Raw genomic sequence first — 16,051 nt, 5'->3', positions numbered from 1 at the left:
GACCACAAGGCGCAGTTGGCTCGCGTCTGGAGGTTGGATGATGAGTCGCGGCCGACACCGCCGACGCAAGCGGGGCAGGGCGCTGCGCGCTGCCCTGGCCGGAACCGCCCTCGCGCTGACCGCTGCCGCCACCATTGTCAGCGCCTCGCAGGCCAACGTCGGCAAGGAAACCGGAGCGCTGAAGCCACTCGCCTCCGCCGCGGACACCGACCCGCTCCGGCTCCAGGAAGACCTGGTGCCCGAGCGCACGCTCGACCGGCTCGCCGGCCAGATGGGCAAGCCCGTCGGTGTCGGAGCCGTCCTCGACAGCGCCGACCACACCCTGCGCACCGCCTCGGGCTGCACGACCGCCGAGCGCACGGCACTGCCCGTCGAACCGGCGGCCACGCGCGCGTACTGCTGGGACGAGGCCGACACCCTGGGCTGGCAGCCCGGTGCGGTCACCTCCTCCGGGGACGCCGACGACGACGGCTGGTGGGGCGGGAACCGGGCGATCCTCTCCGGCTGGAGCGGGTCCGACGCCTCCGGCGCGAGCGCGGCCGGCGCACAGGGCCTCGCCCGGGTCGCCTTCGTCGACGCGAACGACCTGGGCCGGCTCAGCTACACCTGGGCGCTGCTCGCCGTGCCGGTCGACGGCGGACGGGACTACCGCGCCCTCGGCTCGCGGCTGTCCGGCATGGTCTGGTACCAGGACAAGCTGCTGATCACCGCGGACGGCGGGGACGGCACCGCGCTGTACGTGTACGACATGGACCGCGTCCAGCGCACCACCGTCACCAGCGCCGCGGTCGGCCGGGTGCGTGGCGGCTGGTCGGCGCACGGCAACCGGTGGGTGCTGCCCGCCGTCGCCTCGTACCGCCTGACCGGCGGGGCCTGCGACCCGGACACGGACACCGGCGTCCCCTGCCTCGGCGGCATCTCCCTCGACCGCAGCTCCACGCCCGACAGCCTGGCCGTCAGCGAACGGGCCGGCGCGGACGGCGACCGGCCCACCCGGCTGTGGCGCTACTCCTTCAGCACCGACCCCGAGCGCACCGGGCTGCTCGCCACCGACCCGGCCGGGCGCGTACCCGCGGACGAGGCGTACCGGACGAAGACGGCCGGCATAGGGGGCGTCCTCTCCCACCAGGAGCCCGGTGCCGCCCGCGCCGACTGGTATCTGGCCGGTACGGGAGCCGGGCGCGGCACGCTGTGGCGGCAGAACGGCGAAGACGCCCGGGCCACGGAGTGCGGGGCCGACGAGACGCACCGCTGCTGGAGCGCGCACACCTTGTCCCTCTCCTACTGGGAGGCGCTCGGCGAGGTCTGGTCACAGTCGGGCCGGGTGCTGTTCGCACTGCCGCTGGCGTCGGTGGACAGGTCGCTCGGCTGAGGCGCCCCAGCTGAGGCGCGCCAACGGAACTGCGCGACCAGCCACAACGGACCCGCAGCCGATCGACAGATCCGCCACCCGGATGATTCCCTGACCGACATGCCCAACATCGCCGTGACCACCTGGTCCCTGGAACAGACCGCACCCACCGACCTCCTGCCGGCCCAAGCCCCGCAGGGCGACGTGAAGGTCGTCCGCGCCGACGTGCCCTCCCCCGAGTTCAGCCGCTTCCTGTACGCGTCCGTCGGCGGGGACATCCGCTGGATCGACCGGCTCGGCTGGACGTACGCGCAGTGGCAGGAGCACCTGGACCGGCCGGGTGTGGAGACGTGGGTCGCATACGACCGGGGCACGCCCGCGGGCTATGTGGAGCTGAGCCCGCAGGACGACGGGGTCGTGGAGATCGAGTACTTCGGCCTGATCCCGGCCTTCCGCGGGCGGCGGATCGGCGGGTATCTGCTGTCGTACGGCACCGCCCGCGCGTGGGATCTCGCGGACCGGTGGCCGGGGCGGGCGCCGACGAAGCGGGTGTGGCTGCACACCTGCAGCAAGGACGGCGAGTTCGCGATGGACAACTACCAGCGCCGGGGCTTCAAGCTCTTCGACACCAAGGTCGAGGAGGAGCCGGAGGTGGCCGCGCCGGGCCCCTGGCCTGGGGCGCACCCCGCCCGAGGCCTTGGCTGAGGCCTGCGGCGTACCCTGTCTGACCTGGGCAGACACCGGCCGTTTCGGGCCATGTGACCGACGACACCCTTGTCCCACGATACGGGACAAGGGTGTCCGCATGATGGACGAAGCTGGACTGTGTCCAGATCGCCGTGACACGCTTCCGTCATGTCTGGAACTGGAATTGCCTTGGTGAGTCGGCGGCACGTCGACCTCGGCCGCATGTCCAGCGCCATCTGTCCGGCCCGCTGAGAGCCCAGCCGCGCCGACATCCCCCAGTTCCGTCTGATTTCCCGCGCAATGTCGCGCACGTATGCCCATGCGCCGTATGCGCGCAGGTCAGAGCCGCTTCCCGCCTGTCCCGAAGGACTTACCACCATGGCCGCCACCCCGCAGAAGCCTGCCGCCGCGACTCCCCGCCGCAAGGTGAGCCGTCACCGCGGTGAGGGCCAGTGGGCCGCGGGGCACTTCACCCCGCTCAACGGCAACGAGCAGTTCAAGAAGGACGACGACGGTCTCAATGTGCGGACACGCATTGAGACGATCTACTCCAAGCGGGGCTTCGACTCGATCGACCCCAACGACCTGCGCGGCCGGATGCGCTGGTGGGGCCTGTACACCCAGCGCAAGCCCGGGATCGACGGCGGCAAGACCGCGATCCTGGAGCCGGAGGAGCTGGACGACGAGTACTTCATGCTGCGCGTCCGCATCGACGGCGGCCGGCTCACCACCGAGCAGCTGCGGGTGGTCGGTGAGATCTCGCAGGAGTTCGCGCGGGGCACCGCCGACATCACCGACCGGCAGAACGTCCAGTACCACTGGATCCGGATCGAGGACGTGCCGGAGATCTGGGAGCGGCTGGAAGCGGTCGGCCTGTCCACCACCGAGGCCTGCGGTGACACGCCCCGAGTGATCCTCGGCTCGCCCGTCGCCGGTATCGCCGCGGACGAGATCATCGACGGCACCCCGGCGATCGAGGAGATCCACCGCCGGATCGTCGGCAACAAGGACTTCTCGAACCTGCCCCGCAAGTTCAAGTCCGCGGTCTCCGGCTCGCCGCTCCTCGACGTGGCGCACGAGATCAACGACGTCGCCTTCGTCGGCGTCAACCACCCCGAGCACGGCCCCGGCTTCGACGTCTGGGTCGGCGGAGGGCTGTCCACCAACCCGAAGATCGGCCAGCGCCTCGGCGCCTGGGTCCCGCTCGACGAGGTCCCGGACATCTACGAGGGCGTCGTCTCGATCTTCCGCGACTACGGCTACCGGCGGCTGCGCACCCGCGCCCGGCTGAAGTTCCTGCTCGCCGACTGGGGCGTGGAGAAGTTCCGCCAGGTCCTGGAGGACGAGTACCTGAAGCGCAAGCTCATCGACGGCCCGGCGCCCGCACAGCCCGTCGCGCGCTGGCGCGACCACGTCGGTGTGCACCAGCAGAAGGACGGCCGTTTCTACGTCGGTTTCGCGCCGCGCGTGGGCCGCGTGGACGGCACCACGCTGACGAAGATCGCCGAGCTGGCCGAGGCGCACGGCTCGGGCCGGGTGCGGACCACCGCCGAGCAGAAGATGATCGTCCTCGATGTCGCCGAGGAGCAGGTCGAGTCGCTGGTCGAGGGCCTGGAGGCGCTGGACCTCACGGTGAAGCCCTCGCCGTTCCGGCGCGGCACCATGGCCTGCACCGGCATCGAGTACTGCAAGCTCGCCATCGTCGAGACCAAGGCGCGCGGCTCCGCGCTGATCGACGAACTGGAGCGCCGTATCCCGGACTTCGACGAGCCGATCACCATCAACATCAACGGCTGCCCGAACGCCTGCGCCCGTATCCAGGTGGCGGACATCGGTCTCAAGGGGCAGCTGGTCCTCAACGACCAGGGCGAGCAGGTCGAGGGCTTCCAGGTGCACCTGGGCGGCGCGCTCGGTCTGGAGGCCGGCTTCGGCCGCAAGGTGCGCGGTCTGAAGGTGACGTCGGACGAGCTGCCGGACTACGTGGAGCGCGTGCTCAAGCGTTTCGAGGCCGAGCGCGAGGAGGGCGAGCGGTTCGCCGCCTGGGCCTCGCGGGCCAGTGAGGAGTCCCTCTCATGAGCGAGCGCGCGGCCCCCTTCTACTGCCCCTACTGCGGTGACGAGGACCTCCGTCCTTCCGAGCAGGGCCACGGCGCGTGGGAATGCGCGGCGTGCAACCGCGCATTCCAGTTGAAGTTCCTCGGGCTGCTCGCCCGGGGGCTTCGACCGAACGACGTAGGGGGAGAGCAGATATGAACACCGTTCAGGAAGAGCGCACGACCGACGATCTCAAGGCGCTCGCCGAGCAGGCGGGCCGTGACCTGGAGGACGCCTCGGCGCTGGAGATTCTCCAGTGGGCCGCCCGCACCTTCGGTAACCGTTTCTGCGTTACCTCTTCCATGGAGGACGCGGTCGTCGCGCACCTCGCCTCCCGTGCTGTGCCCGGTGTTGACGTGGTGTTCCTCGACACCGGCTATCACTTCCCGGAGACGATCGGGACCAGGGACGCGGTGGAGGCGGTGATGGACGTCAACGTCATCACCCTGACCCCGCGTCAGACGGTCGCCGAGCAGGACGCGGAGTACGGTCCGAAGCTGCATGACCGCGACCCCGACCTGTGCTGCAAGCTGCGCAAGGTCCAGCCGCTGGAGGAAGGCCTCAAGGACTACGCGGCCTGGGCGACCGGACTGCGCCGCGACGAGTCCGAGAGCCGGGCCAACACTCCGGTCGTCGGCTGGGACGACAGGCGCCAGAAGGTCAAGATCTCGCCGATCGCCCGCTGGACCCAGGACGATGTCGACGCCTATGTCGCCGAGCACGGCGTCCTGACCAACCCCCTGCTGATGGACGGCTACTCCTCCATCGGCTGCGCCCCCTGCACCCGCCGCGTCCTGGAGGGCGAGGACGCGCGCGCCGGCCGCTGGGCGGGCCGCGCCAAGACCGAGTGCGGGCTGCACCTGTGACCGAGACCGTGGAATCGACGGACCCTTCGAGCAACCAGGAGATCCAAGTGACGACCGGAGCCACCGTCTGGCTCACGGGTCTGCCGAGCGCCGGCAAGACCACGATCGCGTACGAGCTGGCCGGCCGGCTGCGCGAGGAGGGCCACCGTGTCGAGGTGCTCGACGGCGACGAGATCCGCGAGTTCATCTCGGCCGGCCTCGGCTTCAGCCGCGAGGACCGGCACACCAATGTGCAGCGCATCGGCTTCCTGGCCGAACTGCTGGCCCGTAACGGCGTCAAGGCCCTGGTCCCGGTGATCGCGCCCTACTCCGACAGCCGCGAGGCGGTGCGCAAGCGCCACCAGGACAGCGGGGCGGCGTACTTGGAAGTGCATGTGGCGACTCCGGTCGAGGTGTGCTCCGTACGCGATGTGAAGGGTCTGTACGCCAAGCAGGCGGCGGGCGAGCTGACCGGGCTCACCGGGGTCGACGACCCGTACGAGGAGCCCGAGTCGCCCGACCTGCGGATCGAGTCGCAGAACCAGACCGTGCAGGAGTCCGCGGCCGCGCTCCACGGCCTGCTCACCGAAAGGGGACTGGCATGACGACCGTGGTCACGACGCAGGAGGGTACGGACACCCCGTACGCCCTGTCCCACCTCGACGCCCTGGAGTCCGAGGGCGTGCACATCTTCCGTGAGGTGGCGGGCGAGTTCGAGCGGCCGGTGATCCTCTTCTCCGGCGGCAAGGACTCCATCGTCATGCTGCATCTGGCGCTGAAGGCGTTCGCCCCCGCGGCGATCCCCTTCTCGCTGCTGCATGTGGACACCGGGCACAACTTCCCCGAGGTGCTCGACTACCGGGACCGTGTGGTGGCCGCACATGGGCTGCGCCTCCATGTGGCCTCCGTACAGGACTACATCGACCGGGGTGTGCTGCGCGAACGTCCCGACGGGACGCGGAATCCGCTGCAGACGCTGCCGCTGACGGAGAAGATCCAGGCGGAGAAGTTCGATGCCGTCTTCGGCGGCGGGCGGCGGGACGAGGAGAAGGCCCGTGCCAAGGAGCGGGTGTTCTCGCTGCGGGACGAGTTCTCCCAGTGGGACCCGCGCCGCCAGCGGCCCGAGCTGTGGAACCTCTACAACGGGCGGCACGCGCCCGGCGAGCACGTGCGCGTCTTCCCGCTGTCCAACTGGACCGAGCTGGACGTGTGGCAGTACATCGCCCGCGAAGGCATCGAGCTGCCGGAGATCTACTTCGCGCACGAGCGTGAGGTGTTCCAGCGGGCCGGCATGTGGCTGACCGCCGGTGAGTGGGGCGGGCCGAAGGCGACCGAGACGGTGGAGAAGCGGCAGGTCCGCTACCGCACCGTCGGCGACATGTCCTGCACCGGCGCCGTCGACTCCGACGCGACGACGCTGGAGGCCGTGATCACCGAGATCGCCGCGTCCCGGCTCACCGAGCGCGGCGCCACCCGCGCCGACGACAAGCTCTCCGAGGCCGCGATGGAAGACCGTAAGCGCGAGGGGTACTTCTAACGATGTCCAGCACCACCGAACCCATCGAGCCGCTGTCGGTCGAGCAGCTGTCGGAGACGACGCTGCTGCGTTTCGCGACCGCGGGGTCCGTCGACGACGGCAAGTCCACGCTCGTCGGACGGCTGCTGCACGACTCCAAGTCGATCCTCACGGATCAGCTGGAGGCGGTTGAGCGCGCCTCGGCCTCGCGGGGTCAGGAAGCACCCGACCTCGCCCTCCTCACCGACGGCCTGCGCGCCGAGCGCGAGCAGGGCATCACCATCGACGTGGCCTACCGCTACTTCGCCACGCCCAAGCGCCGCTTCATCCTCGCCGACACCCCCGGCCATGTGCAGTACACCCGCAACATGGTGACGGGTGCCTCCACCGCCGAGTTGACGGTGATCCTGGTCGACGCGCGCAACGGCGTCGTCGAGCAGACCCGCCGGCACGCGGCGATCGCCGCGCTGCTGCGGGTCCCGCACGTGGTCCTCGCCGTCAACAAGATGGACCTCGTCGACTACAAGGAAGCCGTGTTCGCCGCGATCGCCGAGGAGTTCACGGCGTACGCGATCGAGCTGGGCGTCCCCGAGGTCACTGCGATCCCGATCTCGGCGCTCGCGGGCGACAACGTGGTGGAGCCGTCCGCTGTCATGGACTGGTACGGCGGCCCGACGGTCCTTGAGCACCTGGAGACAGTGCCCGTCGCGCACGACCTGAGCCACTGCCACGCCCGGCTGCCCGTGCAGTACGTGATCCGGCCGCAGACCGCCGAGCACCCGGACTTCCGGGGCTACGCGGGCCAGATCGCGGCCGGTTCGTTCCACGTCGGCGAGCAGATCACGGTCCTGCCGGCCGGCCGTTCGACGAAGATCAGCGCTATCGACCTGCTCGGCAAGCCCGTCGACGTCGCCTGGACCACCCAGTCGGTGACGCTGCTGCTCGAGGACGACATCGACATCTCGCGCGGCGACCTGATCGTGCCCAGCAAGGACGCGCCGCCCACCACGCAGGACATCGAGGCGACCGTCTGCCATGTCGCGGACGCCCCGCTGACCGTCGGCCACCGCGTGCTGCTCAAGCACGGCACCCGCACGGTCAAGGCGATCGTCAAGGACATCCCGTCCCGGCTCACCCTCGACGACCTGTCCCTGCACCCGCACCCGGGACAGCTCGTCGCCAACGACATCGGCCGGGTGAAGATCCGCACCGCCGAGCCGCTGCCGGTCGACTCCTACGCCGACTCGCGCCGCACCGGCTCCTTCATCCTGATCGACCCGAACGACGGCACCACGCTCACCGCGGGCATGGTCGGCGAGTCGTTCGCCTCCCCGGAGCCGGTCCGGGACGAGGGCGATGACGACGGGTGGGACTTCTGACCATGAACTCTCCCGATGTCTACTCCACGTTCGCGAAGGAGGGCGGCCGCGTCGGCAGCGGCGCCCTCGGCAGCGGGCAGGGCGGGGTGCCGCGATGTGTGCGTTGACGTACGCGCACCGCTTGCGCGCCCTCACCCCCCACCGCCGTAGACGAAAACCTGCCGACATCCCGGCCACGACCTGAGAGACCGTGACCGCCGGGCCTCCGAGAGGAACACCTCCCGTGCCTGCCACATTCGCCGTACGTCGCACCCTCGCGGTCATCGCCGCGCTCCCCCTGCTCACCCTCGCCGCCTGCGGTTACGGCTCTCAGGCCAAGGACGACGACACCGCCGAGGTGGCCGCGGGGGCGGAGAAGATCGACGGGCTCGACTCCGTCCGGATCGGCTACTTCGGGAACCTGACCCACGGCACGGCTCTCGTGGGCGCGAACAAGGGCTACTTCCAGAAGGCGCTCGGTGCGACCGAGGCCCAGTACCAGATCTTCAACGCCGGTCCCTCCGAGATCGAGGCGCTGAACTCGGACTCCATCGACATCGGCTGGATCGGCCCCTCCCCGGCGATCAACGGCTACACCGCGTCGGGCGGCAAGAATCTGCGCATCATCGGCGGTTCGGCGTCCGGCGGTGTGAAGCTCGTCGTCAACCCGGACAAGATCAAGTCCCTGAAGGACGTCAAGGGCAAGAAGATCGCGACCCCTCAGCTGGGCAACACGCAGGACGTGGCGTTCCTCAACTGGATCGCGGAGCAGGGCTGGAAGGTCGACGCGGAGAGCGGCAAGGGCGATGTCTCGGTGGTCCGCACCGACAACAAGGTGACGCCGGACGCCTACAAGTCGGGTTCCATCGACGGCGCCTGGGTGCCGGAGCCGACCGCGTCCAAGCTCGTCGCCGAGGGCGGCAAGGTGCTGCTGGACGAGGCGGACCTGTGGCCGGACAAGAAGTTCGTGATCACGAACATCATCGTGCGGCAGGAATTCCTCAAGGAGCACCCGAAGGCCGTCGAGGCGGTGCTGAAGGCCTCGGTCGAGACCAACAAGTGGATCAACGCCAACCCGGACGAGGCCAAGGCCGCGGCGAACAAGCAGTTGGAGAAGGACTCGGGCAAGGCGCTGCCCGCCGATGTCCTTGACCCGGCCTGGTCGTCGATCCAGTTCACCGACGACCCGCTGGCCTCCACCCTGAACACCGAGGCGGAGCACGCGGTCAAGGCCGGCCTGTTGGAGAAGCCCAATCTGACCGGCATCTACGACCTCACGCTGCTCAACAAGGTCCTCAAGGCAGAGGGCGCAAGCACCGTCGACGACGCCGGTCTCGGCGCGAGCTGACCGAACGACCCGATGAGTTCCCAGGAGGTGACGACCATGGCTACGACCACGACCCTCGCCAAGGCCGCCGACGGCACCGCGACGACCGAACACGCCGCCCGGATCGAGCACGTCTCGAAGTCGTTCGCGGGCCCGGCCGGACAGCAGCTCGTGCTGGACGACATCAGCATCGATGTCGCGCCCGGCGAGTTCGTCACGCTCCTGGGGGCCTCGGGCTGCGGCAAGTCCACGCTGCTGAACCTGGTGGCGGGGCTCGACGCGCCCACCGTCGGGTCCATCACGACGGACGGCCGCCCGGCCCTGATGTTCCAGGAGCACGCCCTCTTCCCGTGGCTGACCGCGGGCAAGAACATCGAACTCGCCCTCAAACTCAGGGGCGTTGCGAAGAACGAGCGGCGCGACAAGGCCGAGGAACTGCTCGAACTCGTACGGCTCAAGGGCGCGCACGGCAAGCGCGTGCACGAGCTGTCCGGCGGTATGCGCCAGCGCGTCGCCCTCGCCCGCGCGCTCGCGCAGGAGAGCCGGCTGCTGCTGATGGACGAGCCGTTCGCGGCGCTGGACGCCATCACGCGGGACGTGCTGCACGACGAGCTGACGCGGATCTGGGCGGAGACCGGGGTGTCCGTTCTCTTCGTCACGCACAACGTGCGCGAGGCGGTACGGCTCGCGCAGCGCGTCATCCTGATGTCGTCCCGGCCCGGCCGGATCGCCCGCGAGTGGACGGTCGGCATCCCGCAGCCTCGCCGTATCGAGGACGCGCCGGTCGCCGAACTGTCCCTTGAGATCACCGATGTACTGCGTGGGGAGATCCGCCGTCATGGCCAGCACTGACACGACACCGGTCCAGGACTCCGGGAGCGTAGAGGCGGGCCTCGACGCGCTGGAGACCTCGGTCGGCGGCCGGCCGCCCTTCCGGCAGACCTTCCGCGAGAAGATCCTGCCGCCGATCATCGCGATCGCCGTGGTCCTCGTCGTCTGGCAGGGACTGATCTCCCTGAAGATCGTCGACGACCCCGCGAAGCTGCCCTCCCCCGGTGCGGTGTGGGCCGAGGTCGAGGACGCATGGCTGAAGGGCACGCTGCTCGACTACATCTGGACGAGCGTCTCGCGGGGTCTGTTCGGCTTTGCGCTCGCCCTCGTCATCGGCACGCCGCTCGGCCTGCTCGTGGCCCGGGTGAAGTTCGTGCGCGCGGCGATCGGCCCGATCCTGTCCGGTCTGCAGTCGCTGCCGTCGGTGGCGTGGGTGCCGGCCGCCGTGATCTGGCTGGGTCTGAAGCCCGAGATGATGTACGCGGTGATCCTGCTCGGCGCGGTGCCGTCGATCGCCAACGGTCTGGTGTCCGGCGTGGACCAGGTGCCGCCGCTGATCCTGCGCGCGGGGCGGACGCTGGGGGCGACCGGACTGCGCGGTACCTGGCACATCGTGATGCCCGCGGCACTGCCCGGCTATGTGGCGGGGCTGAAGCAGGGGTGGGCGTTCTCCTGGCGCTCGCTGATGGCCGCCGAGATCATCGCGACGGCGCCGGACCTGGGCGTCGGCCTCGGTCAGCTGCTGGAGGTGGGCCGCACCAACAGCAGCATGGCGACGGTCTTCCTCGCCATCCTGCTCATCCTGTTCGTCGGTATCGCCATCGATCTGCTGATCTTCAGCCCGCTGGAGCGGTGGGTGCTGCGCACCCGCGGGCTGCTGGTGAAGAGCTGAGTCCCATGAACAAGAAGCCGGTCCTTCTCGTCATCGCGCACGGCAGCCGCGACCCGCGGCACGCCGCGACCGTCCATGCCCTGGTGCGCCGGGTACGGTCGCGGCGGCCGGGGCTGCGCGTGGAGACCGGCTTCCTGGACTTCAACATCCCGTCCGTGCAGGGCGTGTTGGAGTCCCTGGCCGCGGAGGGCGTCCAGGATGTGGTCGCCCAGCCGCTGCTGCTGACCCGCGCCTTTCACGCGAAGGCCGACATCCCCGCCGTACTGCGGGACGCCCCGCCGCAACTGCGGATCCGCCAGGCGGAGGTACTGGGCCCGTCCCCCCTGCTCCTCCAGGCCCTTGAACGGCGGTTGTACGAGGCGGGGTTGACGCCCGCCGACAAGTCCTCGACCGGGGTCGTGCTGGCCTCGGCGGGGTCCACCGACCCGGAGGCGATCGCGGTGATCGCCGACATCGCGCGGGAGTGGTGGCACACCGGTTGGTGCGCCGTGCGACCCGCGTTCGCCTCCGCCGCCCTGCCCCGCACCGAGGACGCGGTGCGCGAGCTCAGGTCCCTGGGCTGCTCGAAGATCGCCGTCGCCCCGTACGTCCTGGCCCCCGGCTTCCTCCCGGACCGCATCGCACGCGGCGCGACCGAGGCGGACGTACTCGCCGACGTCCTGGGCCCGGCACCGGAGGTGGCACGGGTCCTGCTGGAACGGTACGACGCGGCGCGCACGCCGATACTGACGGCGGTCGGCGCCTGAACCGGTTCTGGGGGGGCCAAAGCCGGGAGCAACGCCTGAAAGCGCTGCGGTACAGCGCCCCATAAGGGGCGCGGGGAACTGCGCGACCAGCCCCCACCGGCCCGCAGCCGACGAACCGCACTTCCCGCGGAGCGCTTGGCGGCTGCACGACGACGCCGAGGCGCGGTACGTCACGGAGCTCCTGCGGATCCTGCGTGAGCGCGGGGACACGCCGCTGACCGAGCCCCGGGAGCCGGAGAGGCGGTTCGTGGGCACGTGCCGGGACTTCGCGCTGCTGCACTGCTCGCTGCTGCGGGCGACGGGGACGGCGGCGCGGATCCGGTGCGGCTTCGCCACGTACTTCGACGAGGGCTTCCACGCCGACCACTGGGTCACCGAGTACCGCCTGCCGGAGGGGAGTTGGCGGCTGGCCGACCCGCAGGTCCACCACGAGCACGACGTGCCCTTCGACCCCCTCGACGTGCCCCGCGATCAGTTCCTGGTGGCCGCGGACGCATGGCGGGCGTGCCGCGAGGGGCGGGCCGACCCGCAGGCCTTCGGCTTGATCGACCTCAACGGGATCGAGGGGCTGTCGTACGCGGGTCTGTGGTTCGTACGTGCCAACGTCCGCCGTGATCTGGCCGCGCTGAACGGCGTAGAACTCCTCCCCTGGGACAGCTGGGGCCCCGAGATCGAGGACGACGCGCTGCTCACCGATGAGGACCTCGCGCTGACCGACGCGGTGGCCGTGGCCCGCTCGGAGGACGAGCTGCGCCGGCTGTACGCGACTCCTCCGCTGACGGTGCCGGACGAGATCACCTCGTACACGACCTACAACGGCGTACGGAAGGTCACTCTGCGGCGGAGCTGAACGGCGTGGCCTGGTGGAAGTAGAGGAGCCATCGGTCGGCCGGCCGCCGCCACAGTGAACTGCGGTGTGCCCGGCTGCCGTTGCTCTCCGTGTCGTAGGTGAGGTGGACGAGGTCAGGGGCGAGCTGGACACCGCGCAGGTGGGAGGCGACGACGGGGCGGGAACCGGGGTCGCTGCCGGAGGTCAGAGCGGCGATGATCGAGGCGCGGTCCCAGGGCCGTCCGGAAGCGCCGAACTCGTGGAAGTCGGGGTGCAGCAGCGCCCCGAGCAGTTCGGGTGAGCGGCGGACTTCGGGGTCGAGCAGCCGCAGTTCACCCTCGATGGCCGTCTTCACGGCGGAATCGTTCTCAGTCACTGGTCATCTCGACGAGTTTGACGACGGTGTTCCAGTTGCGGGAGGTGGCGATCACGCCCTTGTTCAGCCGGGGCTTGGAGAGGTGCTCGGCGAGCTTGGAGCGGCCCAGGCCGTTCGGCGCGTACAGGTACAGCGCGCGGTCGCCGAGCCGGAACTCCTCGGGGAGATAGGCGGCCTGGTCGATCTCGGCGAAGCGGTCCGCGTCGACCGGCGCGGAGAAGTAGGTGACGTGCAGCTGCTTGGCCTCGAGGTCGGCGGCCGGGAACGGACAGGCCTCGGCGACCGCCTTCAGATAGGCGTGGTCGCGCACGATCACGTCGACGCCGAAGCCGAAGTGCTTCTCGATCGCCCGCGTCAGCTCCGCGGCGAGGGATTCCGCGTCTCCGTGGCCGCTGGAGAACACGGCCTGGCCGCTCTGCAGATACGTGCGTACGCCGTCGTGGCCGAGGCCCTCCATGAGCGTGCGCAGCTCGGCCATCGGGACCTTCTTGCTGCCCCCCACGTTGATTCCGCGCAGCAGCGCCGCATACGTCGTCATCCGCCCAGCTTATGCGGCCGTCGTGCCCCGTGGGGGTGGGCACGACGGCCACGTCCGCAGGGGCGGACTCGGGAAACTCTGGCCGATCGAGGGCGTGCGGATCAACGACTCCAGGCTCCTGTGACTTATTCAACAACCTTGCGCAATGCGCTGTGCACCCTGGTCCCCGCCCCCGAGAACTCCGAGTAGATGTAAGGGGCCACCGTCCTCCCCAGTGGTGAGACCTCGGGGTCCGAGGGGATGAGTCGCAGCCAGGGCACTTCACCGGGCAGCACGACGAGATGGCTTTATCCGGCCCATACCTTCGAAACGAAAGGTGACGGCAGGGGGTCGGCACCGCTGACGAGGGGGCAAGCCCGTCATGGGGAACGGAGATATACGGGTGCGGGGCATCGCCGCCCGGGCCGGCGGCTGGAGCGCCCGGCACCGATGGGCTGCCGTCGGTATCTGGGTGCTGTTCGTCGTCCTGGCGATGGGGCTCGGGTCGGCCGCGGGACGGGTCGACGTCAAGGACAGCGACCAGCTCAAGGGCGAGACACACACCGCCGCCAAGATCATCGAGGACGCCGGGATCGACGAACCGGCCGGTGAGACCGTCCTGATCCAGGCGAAGGACGGCGGCGTCAAGGCCACGGACGCCGACTTCCGGGCCGCGGTCGAGTCCGTGGTCAAGGCGGTCGAGGGGACCGATGAGGTCACGGACGTGAAGTCGCCGTACGAGACCGACACGATCTCGAAGGACGGCCGCAGCGCGCTCGTGCAGTTCGACATCCGCGGGGACGCGGAGACCGCGGGCGAGCGGGTCGAGCCGGTCCTCAAGGCCGTCGAGGACGTGCAGAAGGACCATGGGGCGCTGCGGATCGAGGAGATCGGCTCCGCCAGCATGATGAAGACGTTCGACGACGCCTTCGGGGACGACTTCAAGAAGGCCGAGATCTCGGCGGTGCCGGTGGCCCTCGGCATTCTGCTCATCGCCTTCGGCGCGCTCGTGGCGGCGCTGCTGCCGGTGCTGCTGGCCATCACCGCGATCATGGCGACGATGGGCCTGATGGGCATCGTCAGCCATGTGATGCCGATGAGTGAGACCGCCAACTCCGTGATGCTGCTGGTCGGTCTGGCCGTCGGCGTCGACTACTGCCTCTTCTATCTGCGCCGCGAGCGCGAGGAACGGGAGGCCGGCCGGGACGCGCAGACCGCGCTGCGCATCGCGGCCGCCACCAGTGGGCGCGCGATCATCGTCTCGGGTGTCACGGTGTGCGTGGCGATGGCGGGCATGCTGTTCACCGGGCTCGCCGAGTTCGAGGCGATGGGCCTGGCCTCGCTGATGGTCGTGGCCGTCGCCATGGTCGGCTCCGTGACCGTCCTGCCCGCGCTGCTTTCGCTGCTCGGCGGGCGGGTGGAGAAGGGGCGGATTCCGTTCCTGCGCCGCCGTCAGCGCAAGGGTGGCGGCTCGGACAGCCGGTTCTGGACCGCCGTCCTCAAGGGCGTGCTCGCGAAGCCCCTCGCCTCCGTCGTCGTGGCGGCCGGTGTACTGCTGGCGATCGCGGCTCCGGCGGTGGGCATGAAGACGCAGAACCTCACGCTGGACCAGGAGTTCGGCGACTCGCTGCCGATCGTGCAGACGTACAACCGCGTCAACGACGCCTTCCCCGGCGGCTCCGAGCCGGCCGAGGTGGTCGTCAAGGCCGACGACATCAACGCTCCTCAGGTGCAGGCCGCGCTCACCGACTTCCGTGAGCAGGCGATCAGTTCGGGCGCCTCGCGCGGCCCGGTGGACATCAAGCTGCACGACGCGCAGAACGTCGCCTTCGTCTACGTCCCACTGGTCGGCGGCTCCGACCTGGACAAGGCGGGCGCGAGTCTGGACAAGCTGCGCGACGAGGTACGGCCGGCCACGCTCGGCAAGGTCGACGGCGTCGAGGCGCCGATCACCGGACAGGTCGCCGGCTCGAAGGACTTCAACGACCAGCTGGCCGGAGCGGTCGTCCCGGTCTTCGCGTTCGTCGTGGTCTTCGCCTTCCTGCTGATGCTGCTGTGCTTCCGCTCGCTGACCATCGCGATCACCTCGATCGTGCTGAACCTGCTGTCGGTGGGTGCGGCGTACGGCATCCTCGTCGCCGTCTTCCAGCACGGCTGGGGCGCGTCCCTGGTGGGCGCGGAGGGCGTCGGCGCCATCATCACCTGGCTGCCGCTGTTCCTCTTCGTGATCCTGTTCGGCCTGTCGATGGACTACCACGTGTTCGTGGTCTCGCGGATCCGCGAGGCGCGACTGCGCGGCCGCACGACGAAGGACGCGATCACGCACGGTGTGGTCACCACGGCCGGCGTCGTCACCAGCGCCGCGGTCATCATGGTCGCCGTGTTCGCGATCTTCGGGACGCTGTCGATGCAGTCCATGAAGCAGATGGGCGTGGGCCTCGCGGCCGCGGTGCTCATCGACGCGACGATCATCCGGGGCGTGCTGCTCCCGGCGGTGATGGCGCTGCTGGGCGAGCGCAACTGGTATCTGCCGAAGTGGCTGAACCGGATGCCTGACCTCACGCACGACGAGGCGCCCGAGGCCGTGACGCGGGGGACGCAGTCGCGGGACGACGAGGGTGAGCCGGTGAGGGTCTGACCTCACCCCGAGCGGAGGGCCCGTTGGCTACAGGGGAGCCAACGG

General features: G+C 69.9%; 17 protein-coding genes. 15 read left to right on the top strand and 2 right to left on the bottom strand.

What is annotated here, in order from left to right; all coding sequences use genetic code 11:
- Positions 1-37: 37 nt before the first annotated feature.
- The 14 genes from ACTWQO_RS17615 (at position 38) to ACTWQO_RS17550 (ending at position 12,496) form a co-directional block, all read left to right on the top strand.
- Positions 38-1,372 (top strand): hypothetical protein, encoded by a 1,335-nt coding sequence (locus ACTWQO_RS17615; RefSeq protein ID WP_443238271.1) that lies wholly within the window; start codon positions 38-40, stop codon positions 1,370-1,372.
- Between the two features lie 99 nt (positions 1,373-1,471).
- Positions 1,472-2,056, top strand: a complete 585-nt coding sequence (locus ACTWQO_RS17610; protein ID WP_443238270.1) for a GNAT family N-acetyltransferase — start codon at positions 1,472-1,474, stop codon at positions 2,054-2,056.
- A 150-nt stretch (positions 2,057-2,206) separates the two neighbouring features.
- Positions 2,207-2,290: a putative leader peptide gene (locus tag ACTWQO_RS17605; RefSeq protein ID WP_310591794.1), complete on the top strand. Its 84-nt coding sequence runs from the start codon at positions 2,207-2,209 to the stop codon at positions 2,288-2,290.
- A 126-nt stretch (positions 2,291-2,416) separates the two neighbouring features.
- Complete coding sequence (locus ACTWQO_RS17600) at positions 2,417-4,114, top strand: nitrite/sulfite reductase (RefSeq protein WP_443238269.1); 1,698 nt, start codon at positions 2,417-2,419, stop codon at positions 4,112-4,114.
- Positions 4,111-4,290 carry a hypothetical protein gene (locus ACTWQO_RS17595; RefSeq protein WP_443238268.1) on the top strand — a complete coding sequence of 60 codons (180 nt, stop codon included), beginning with the start codon at positions 4,111-4,113 and terminating at the stop codon, positions 4,288-4,290. The genes ACTWQO_RS17600 and ACTWQO_RS17595 overlap by 4 nt, the downstream gene beginning before the upstream one ends.
- Entirely contained in the window at positions 4,287-4,997 is a 711-nt protein-coding gene (locus tag ACTWQO_RS17590; protein WP_443238267.1) for a phosphoadenylyl-sulfate reductase, read from the top strand. The genes ACTWQO_RS17595 and ACTWQO_RS17590 overlap by 4 nt, the downstream gene beginning before the upstream one ends.
- Positions 4,979-5,581: an adenylyl-sulfate kinase gene (gene cysC, locus ACTWQO_RS17585; RefSeq protein WP_443238266.1), complete on the top strand. Its 603-nt coding sequence runs from the start codon at positions 4,979-4,981 to the stop codon at positions 5,579-5,581. The genes ACTWQO_RS17590 and cysC overlap by 19 nt, the downstream gene beginning before the upstream one ends.
- Complete coding sequence (cysD, locus tag ACTWQO_RS17580; protein ID WP_443238265.1) at positions 5,578-6,513, top strand: sulfate adenylyltransferase subunit CysD; 936 nt, start codon at positions 5,578-5,580, stop codon at positions 6,511-6,513. Before cysC ends, cysD begins: the two co-directional genes overlap by 4 nt.
- 2 nt (positions 6,514-6,515) lie before the next feature.
- The gene (locus ACTWQO_RS17575; RefSeq protein ID WP_443238264.1) at positions 6,516-7,871 is read left to right on the top strand and encodes a sulfate adenylyltransferase subunit 1; all 1,356 of its coding nucleotides are present in this window, start codon (positions 6,516-6,518) and stop codon (positions 7,869-7,871) included.
- A gap of 223 nt (positions 7,872-8,094) precedes the next feature.
- Positions 8,095-9,198: an aliphatic sulfonate ABC transporter substrate-binding protein gene (locus ACTWQO_RS17570; RefSeq protein ID WP_443238263.1), complete on the top strand. Its 1,104-nt coding sequence runs from the start codon at positions 8,095-8,097 to the stop codon at positions 9,196-9,198.
- Positions 9,199-9,210: 12 nt separating this feature from the next.
- Positions 9,211-10,029, top strand: a complete 819-nt coding sequence (locus ACTWQO_RS17565; protein WP_443238262.1) for an ABC transporter ATP-binding protein — start codon at positions 9,211-9,213, stop codon at positions 10,027-10,029.
- Entirely contained in the window at positions 10,016-10,900 is an 885-nt protein-coding gene (locus ACTWQO_RS17560; RefSeq protein ID WP_443238261.1) for an ABC transporter permease, read from the top strand. Before ACTWQO_RS17565 ends, ACTWQO_RS17560 begins: the two co-directional genes overlap by 14 nt.
- Before the next feature lie 5 nt (positions 10,901-10,905).
- Positions 10,906-11,646, top strand: coding sequence for a sirohydrochlorin chelatase (locus ACTWQO_RS17555; RefSeq protein WP_443238260.1), 741 nt, complete (start codon positions 10,906-10,908; stop codon positions 11,644-11,646).
- A gap of 247 nt (positions 11,647-11,893) precedes the next feature.
- Positions 11,894-12,496, top strand: a complete 603-nt coding sequence (locus tag ACTWQO_RS17550) for a transglutaminase-like domain-containing protein (protein ID WP_443238259.1) — start codon at positions 11,894-11,896, stop codon at positions 12,494-12,496.
- Here the strand turns inward: ACTWQO_RS17550 and ACTWQO_RS17545 are convergent.
- Positions 12,477-12,851: a nuclear transport factor 2 family protein gene (locus tag ACTWQO_RS17545; protein ID WP_443238258.1), complete on the bottom strand. Its 375-nt coding sequence runs from the start codon at positions 12,849-12,851 to the stop codon at positions 12,477-12,479. The two genes, ACTWQO_RS17550 and ACTWQO_RS17545, sit on opposite strands and share 20 nt — an antisense overlap.
- Positions 12,844-13,389, bottom strand: a complete 546-nt coding sequence (locus ACTWQO_RS17540) for a DUF1697 domain-containing protein (RefSeq protein ID WP_443238257.1) — start codon at positions 13,387-13,389, stop codon at positions 12,844-12,846. The genes ACTWQO_RS17545 and ACTWQO_RS17540 overlap by 8 nt, the downstream gene beginning before the upstream one ends.
- 361 nt (positions 13,390-13,750) lie before the next feature.
- On the opposite strand from ACTWQO_RS17540, the gene ACTWQO_RS17535 reads away from it, so the two are divergent.
- A complete protein-coding gene (locus ACTWQO_RS17535) occupies positions 13,751-16,006 on the top strand; it encodes an MMPL family transporter (protein ID WP_443238256.1) in 2,256 nt (751 codons plus the stop codon).
- Positions 16,007-16,051 lie beyond the last annotated feature (45 nt).

It is taken from the genome of Streptomyces sp. 4N124, assembly GCF_052245395.1.
In the GTDB taxonomy this organism is placed as follows: Bacteria; Actinomycetota; Actinomycetes; order Streptomycetales; family Streptomycetaceae; genus Streptomyces.
This window is presented reverse-complemented; position numbering and strand designations above follow the sequence as displayed.

What these genes read in the sequence shown, in the direction of transcription:
- ACTWQO_RS17535 (WP_443238256.1), top strand. Translation starts at nt 13,751, where the DNA reads ATGGGGAACGGAGATATACGGGTGCGGGGCATCGCCGCCCGGGCCGGC.
- ACTWQO_RS17565 (WP_443238262.1), top strand. Translation starts at nt 9,211, where the DNA reads ATGAGTTCCCAGGAGGTGACGACCATGGCTACGACCACGACCCTCGCC.
- ACTWQO_RS17615 (WP_443238271.1), top strand. Translation starts at nt 38, where the DNA reads ATGATGAGTCGCGGCCGACACCGCCGACGCAAGCGGGGCAGGGCGCTG.
- ACTWQO_RS17560 (WP_443238261.1), top strand. Translation starts at nt 10,016, where the DNA reads ATGGCCAGCACTGACACGACACCGGTCCAGGACTCCGGGAGCGTAGAG.
- ACTWQO_RS17610 (WP_443238270.1), top strand. Translation starts at nt 1,472, where the DNA reads ATGCCCAACATCGCCGTGACCACCTGGTCCCTGGAACAGACCGCACCC.
- ACTWQO_RS17575 (WP_443238264.1), top strand. Translation starts at nt 6,516, where the DNA reads ATGTCCAGCACCACCGAACCCATCGAGCCGCTGTCGGTCGAGCAGCTG.
- ACTWQO_RS17555 (WP_443238260.1), top strand. Translation starts at nt 10,906, where the DNA reads ATGAACAAGAAGCCGGTCCTTCTCGTCATCGCGCACGGCAGCCGCGAC.
- ACTWQO_RS17590 (WP_443238267.1), top strand. Translation starts at nt 4,287, where the DNA reads ATGAACACCGTTCAGGAAGAGCGCACGACCGACGATCTCAAGGCGCTC.
- cysD (WP_443238265.1), top strand. Translation starts at nt 5,578, where the DNA reads ATGACGACCGTGGTCACGACGCAGGAGGGTACGGACACCCCGTACGCC.
- ACTWQO_RS17605 (WP_310591794.1), top strand. Translation starts at nt 2,207, where the DNA reads ATGTCTGGAACTGGAATTGCCTTGGTGAGTCGGCGGCACGTCGACCTC.
- ACTWQO_RS17595 (WP_443238268.1), top strand. Translation starts at nt 4,111, where the DNA reads ATGAGCGAGCGCGCGGCCCCCTTCTACTGCCCCTACTGCGGTGACGAG.
- ACTWQO_RS17600 (WP_443238269.1), top strand. Translation starts at nt 2,417, where the DNA reads ATGGCCGCCACCCCGCAGAAGCCTGCCGCCGCGACTCCCCGCCGCAAG.
- ACTWQO_RS17540 (WP_443238257.1), bottom strand. Translation starts at nt 13,389, where the DNA reads ATGACGACGTATGCGGCGCTGCTGCGCGGAATCAACGTGGGGGGCAGC.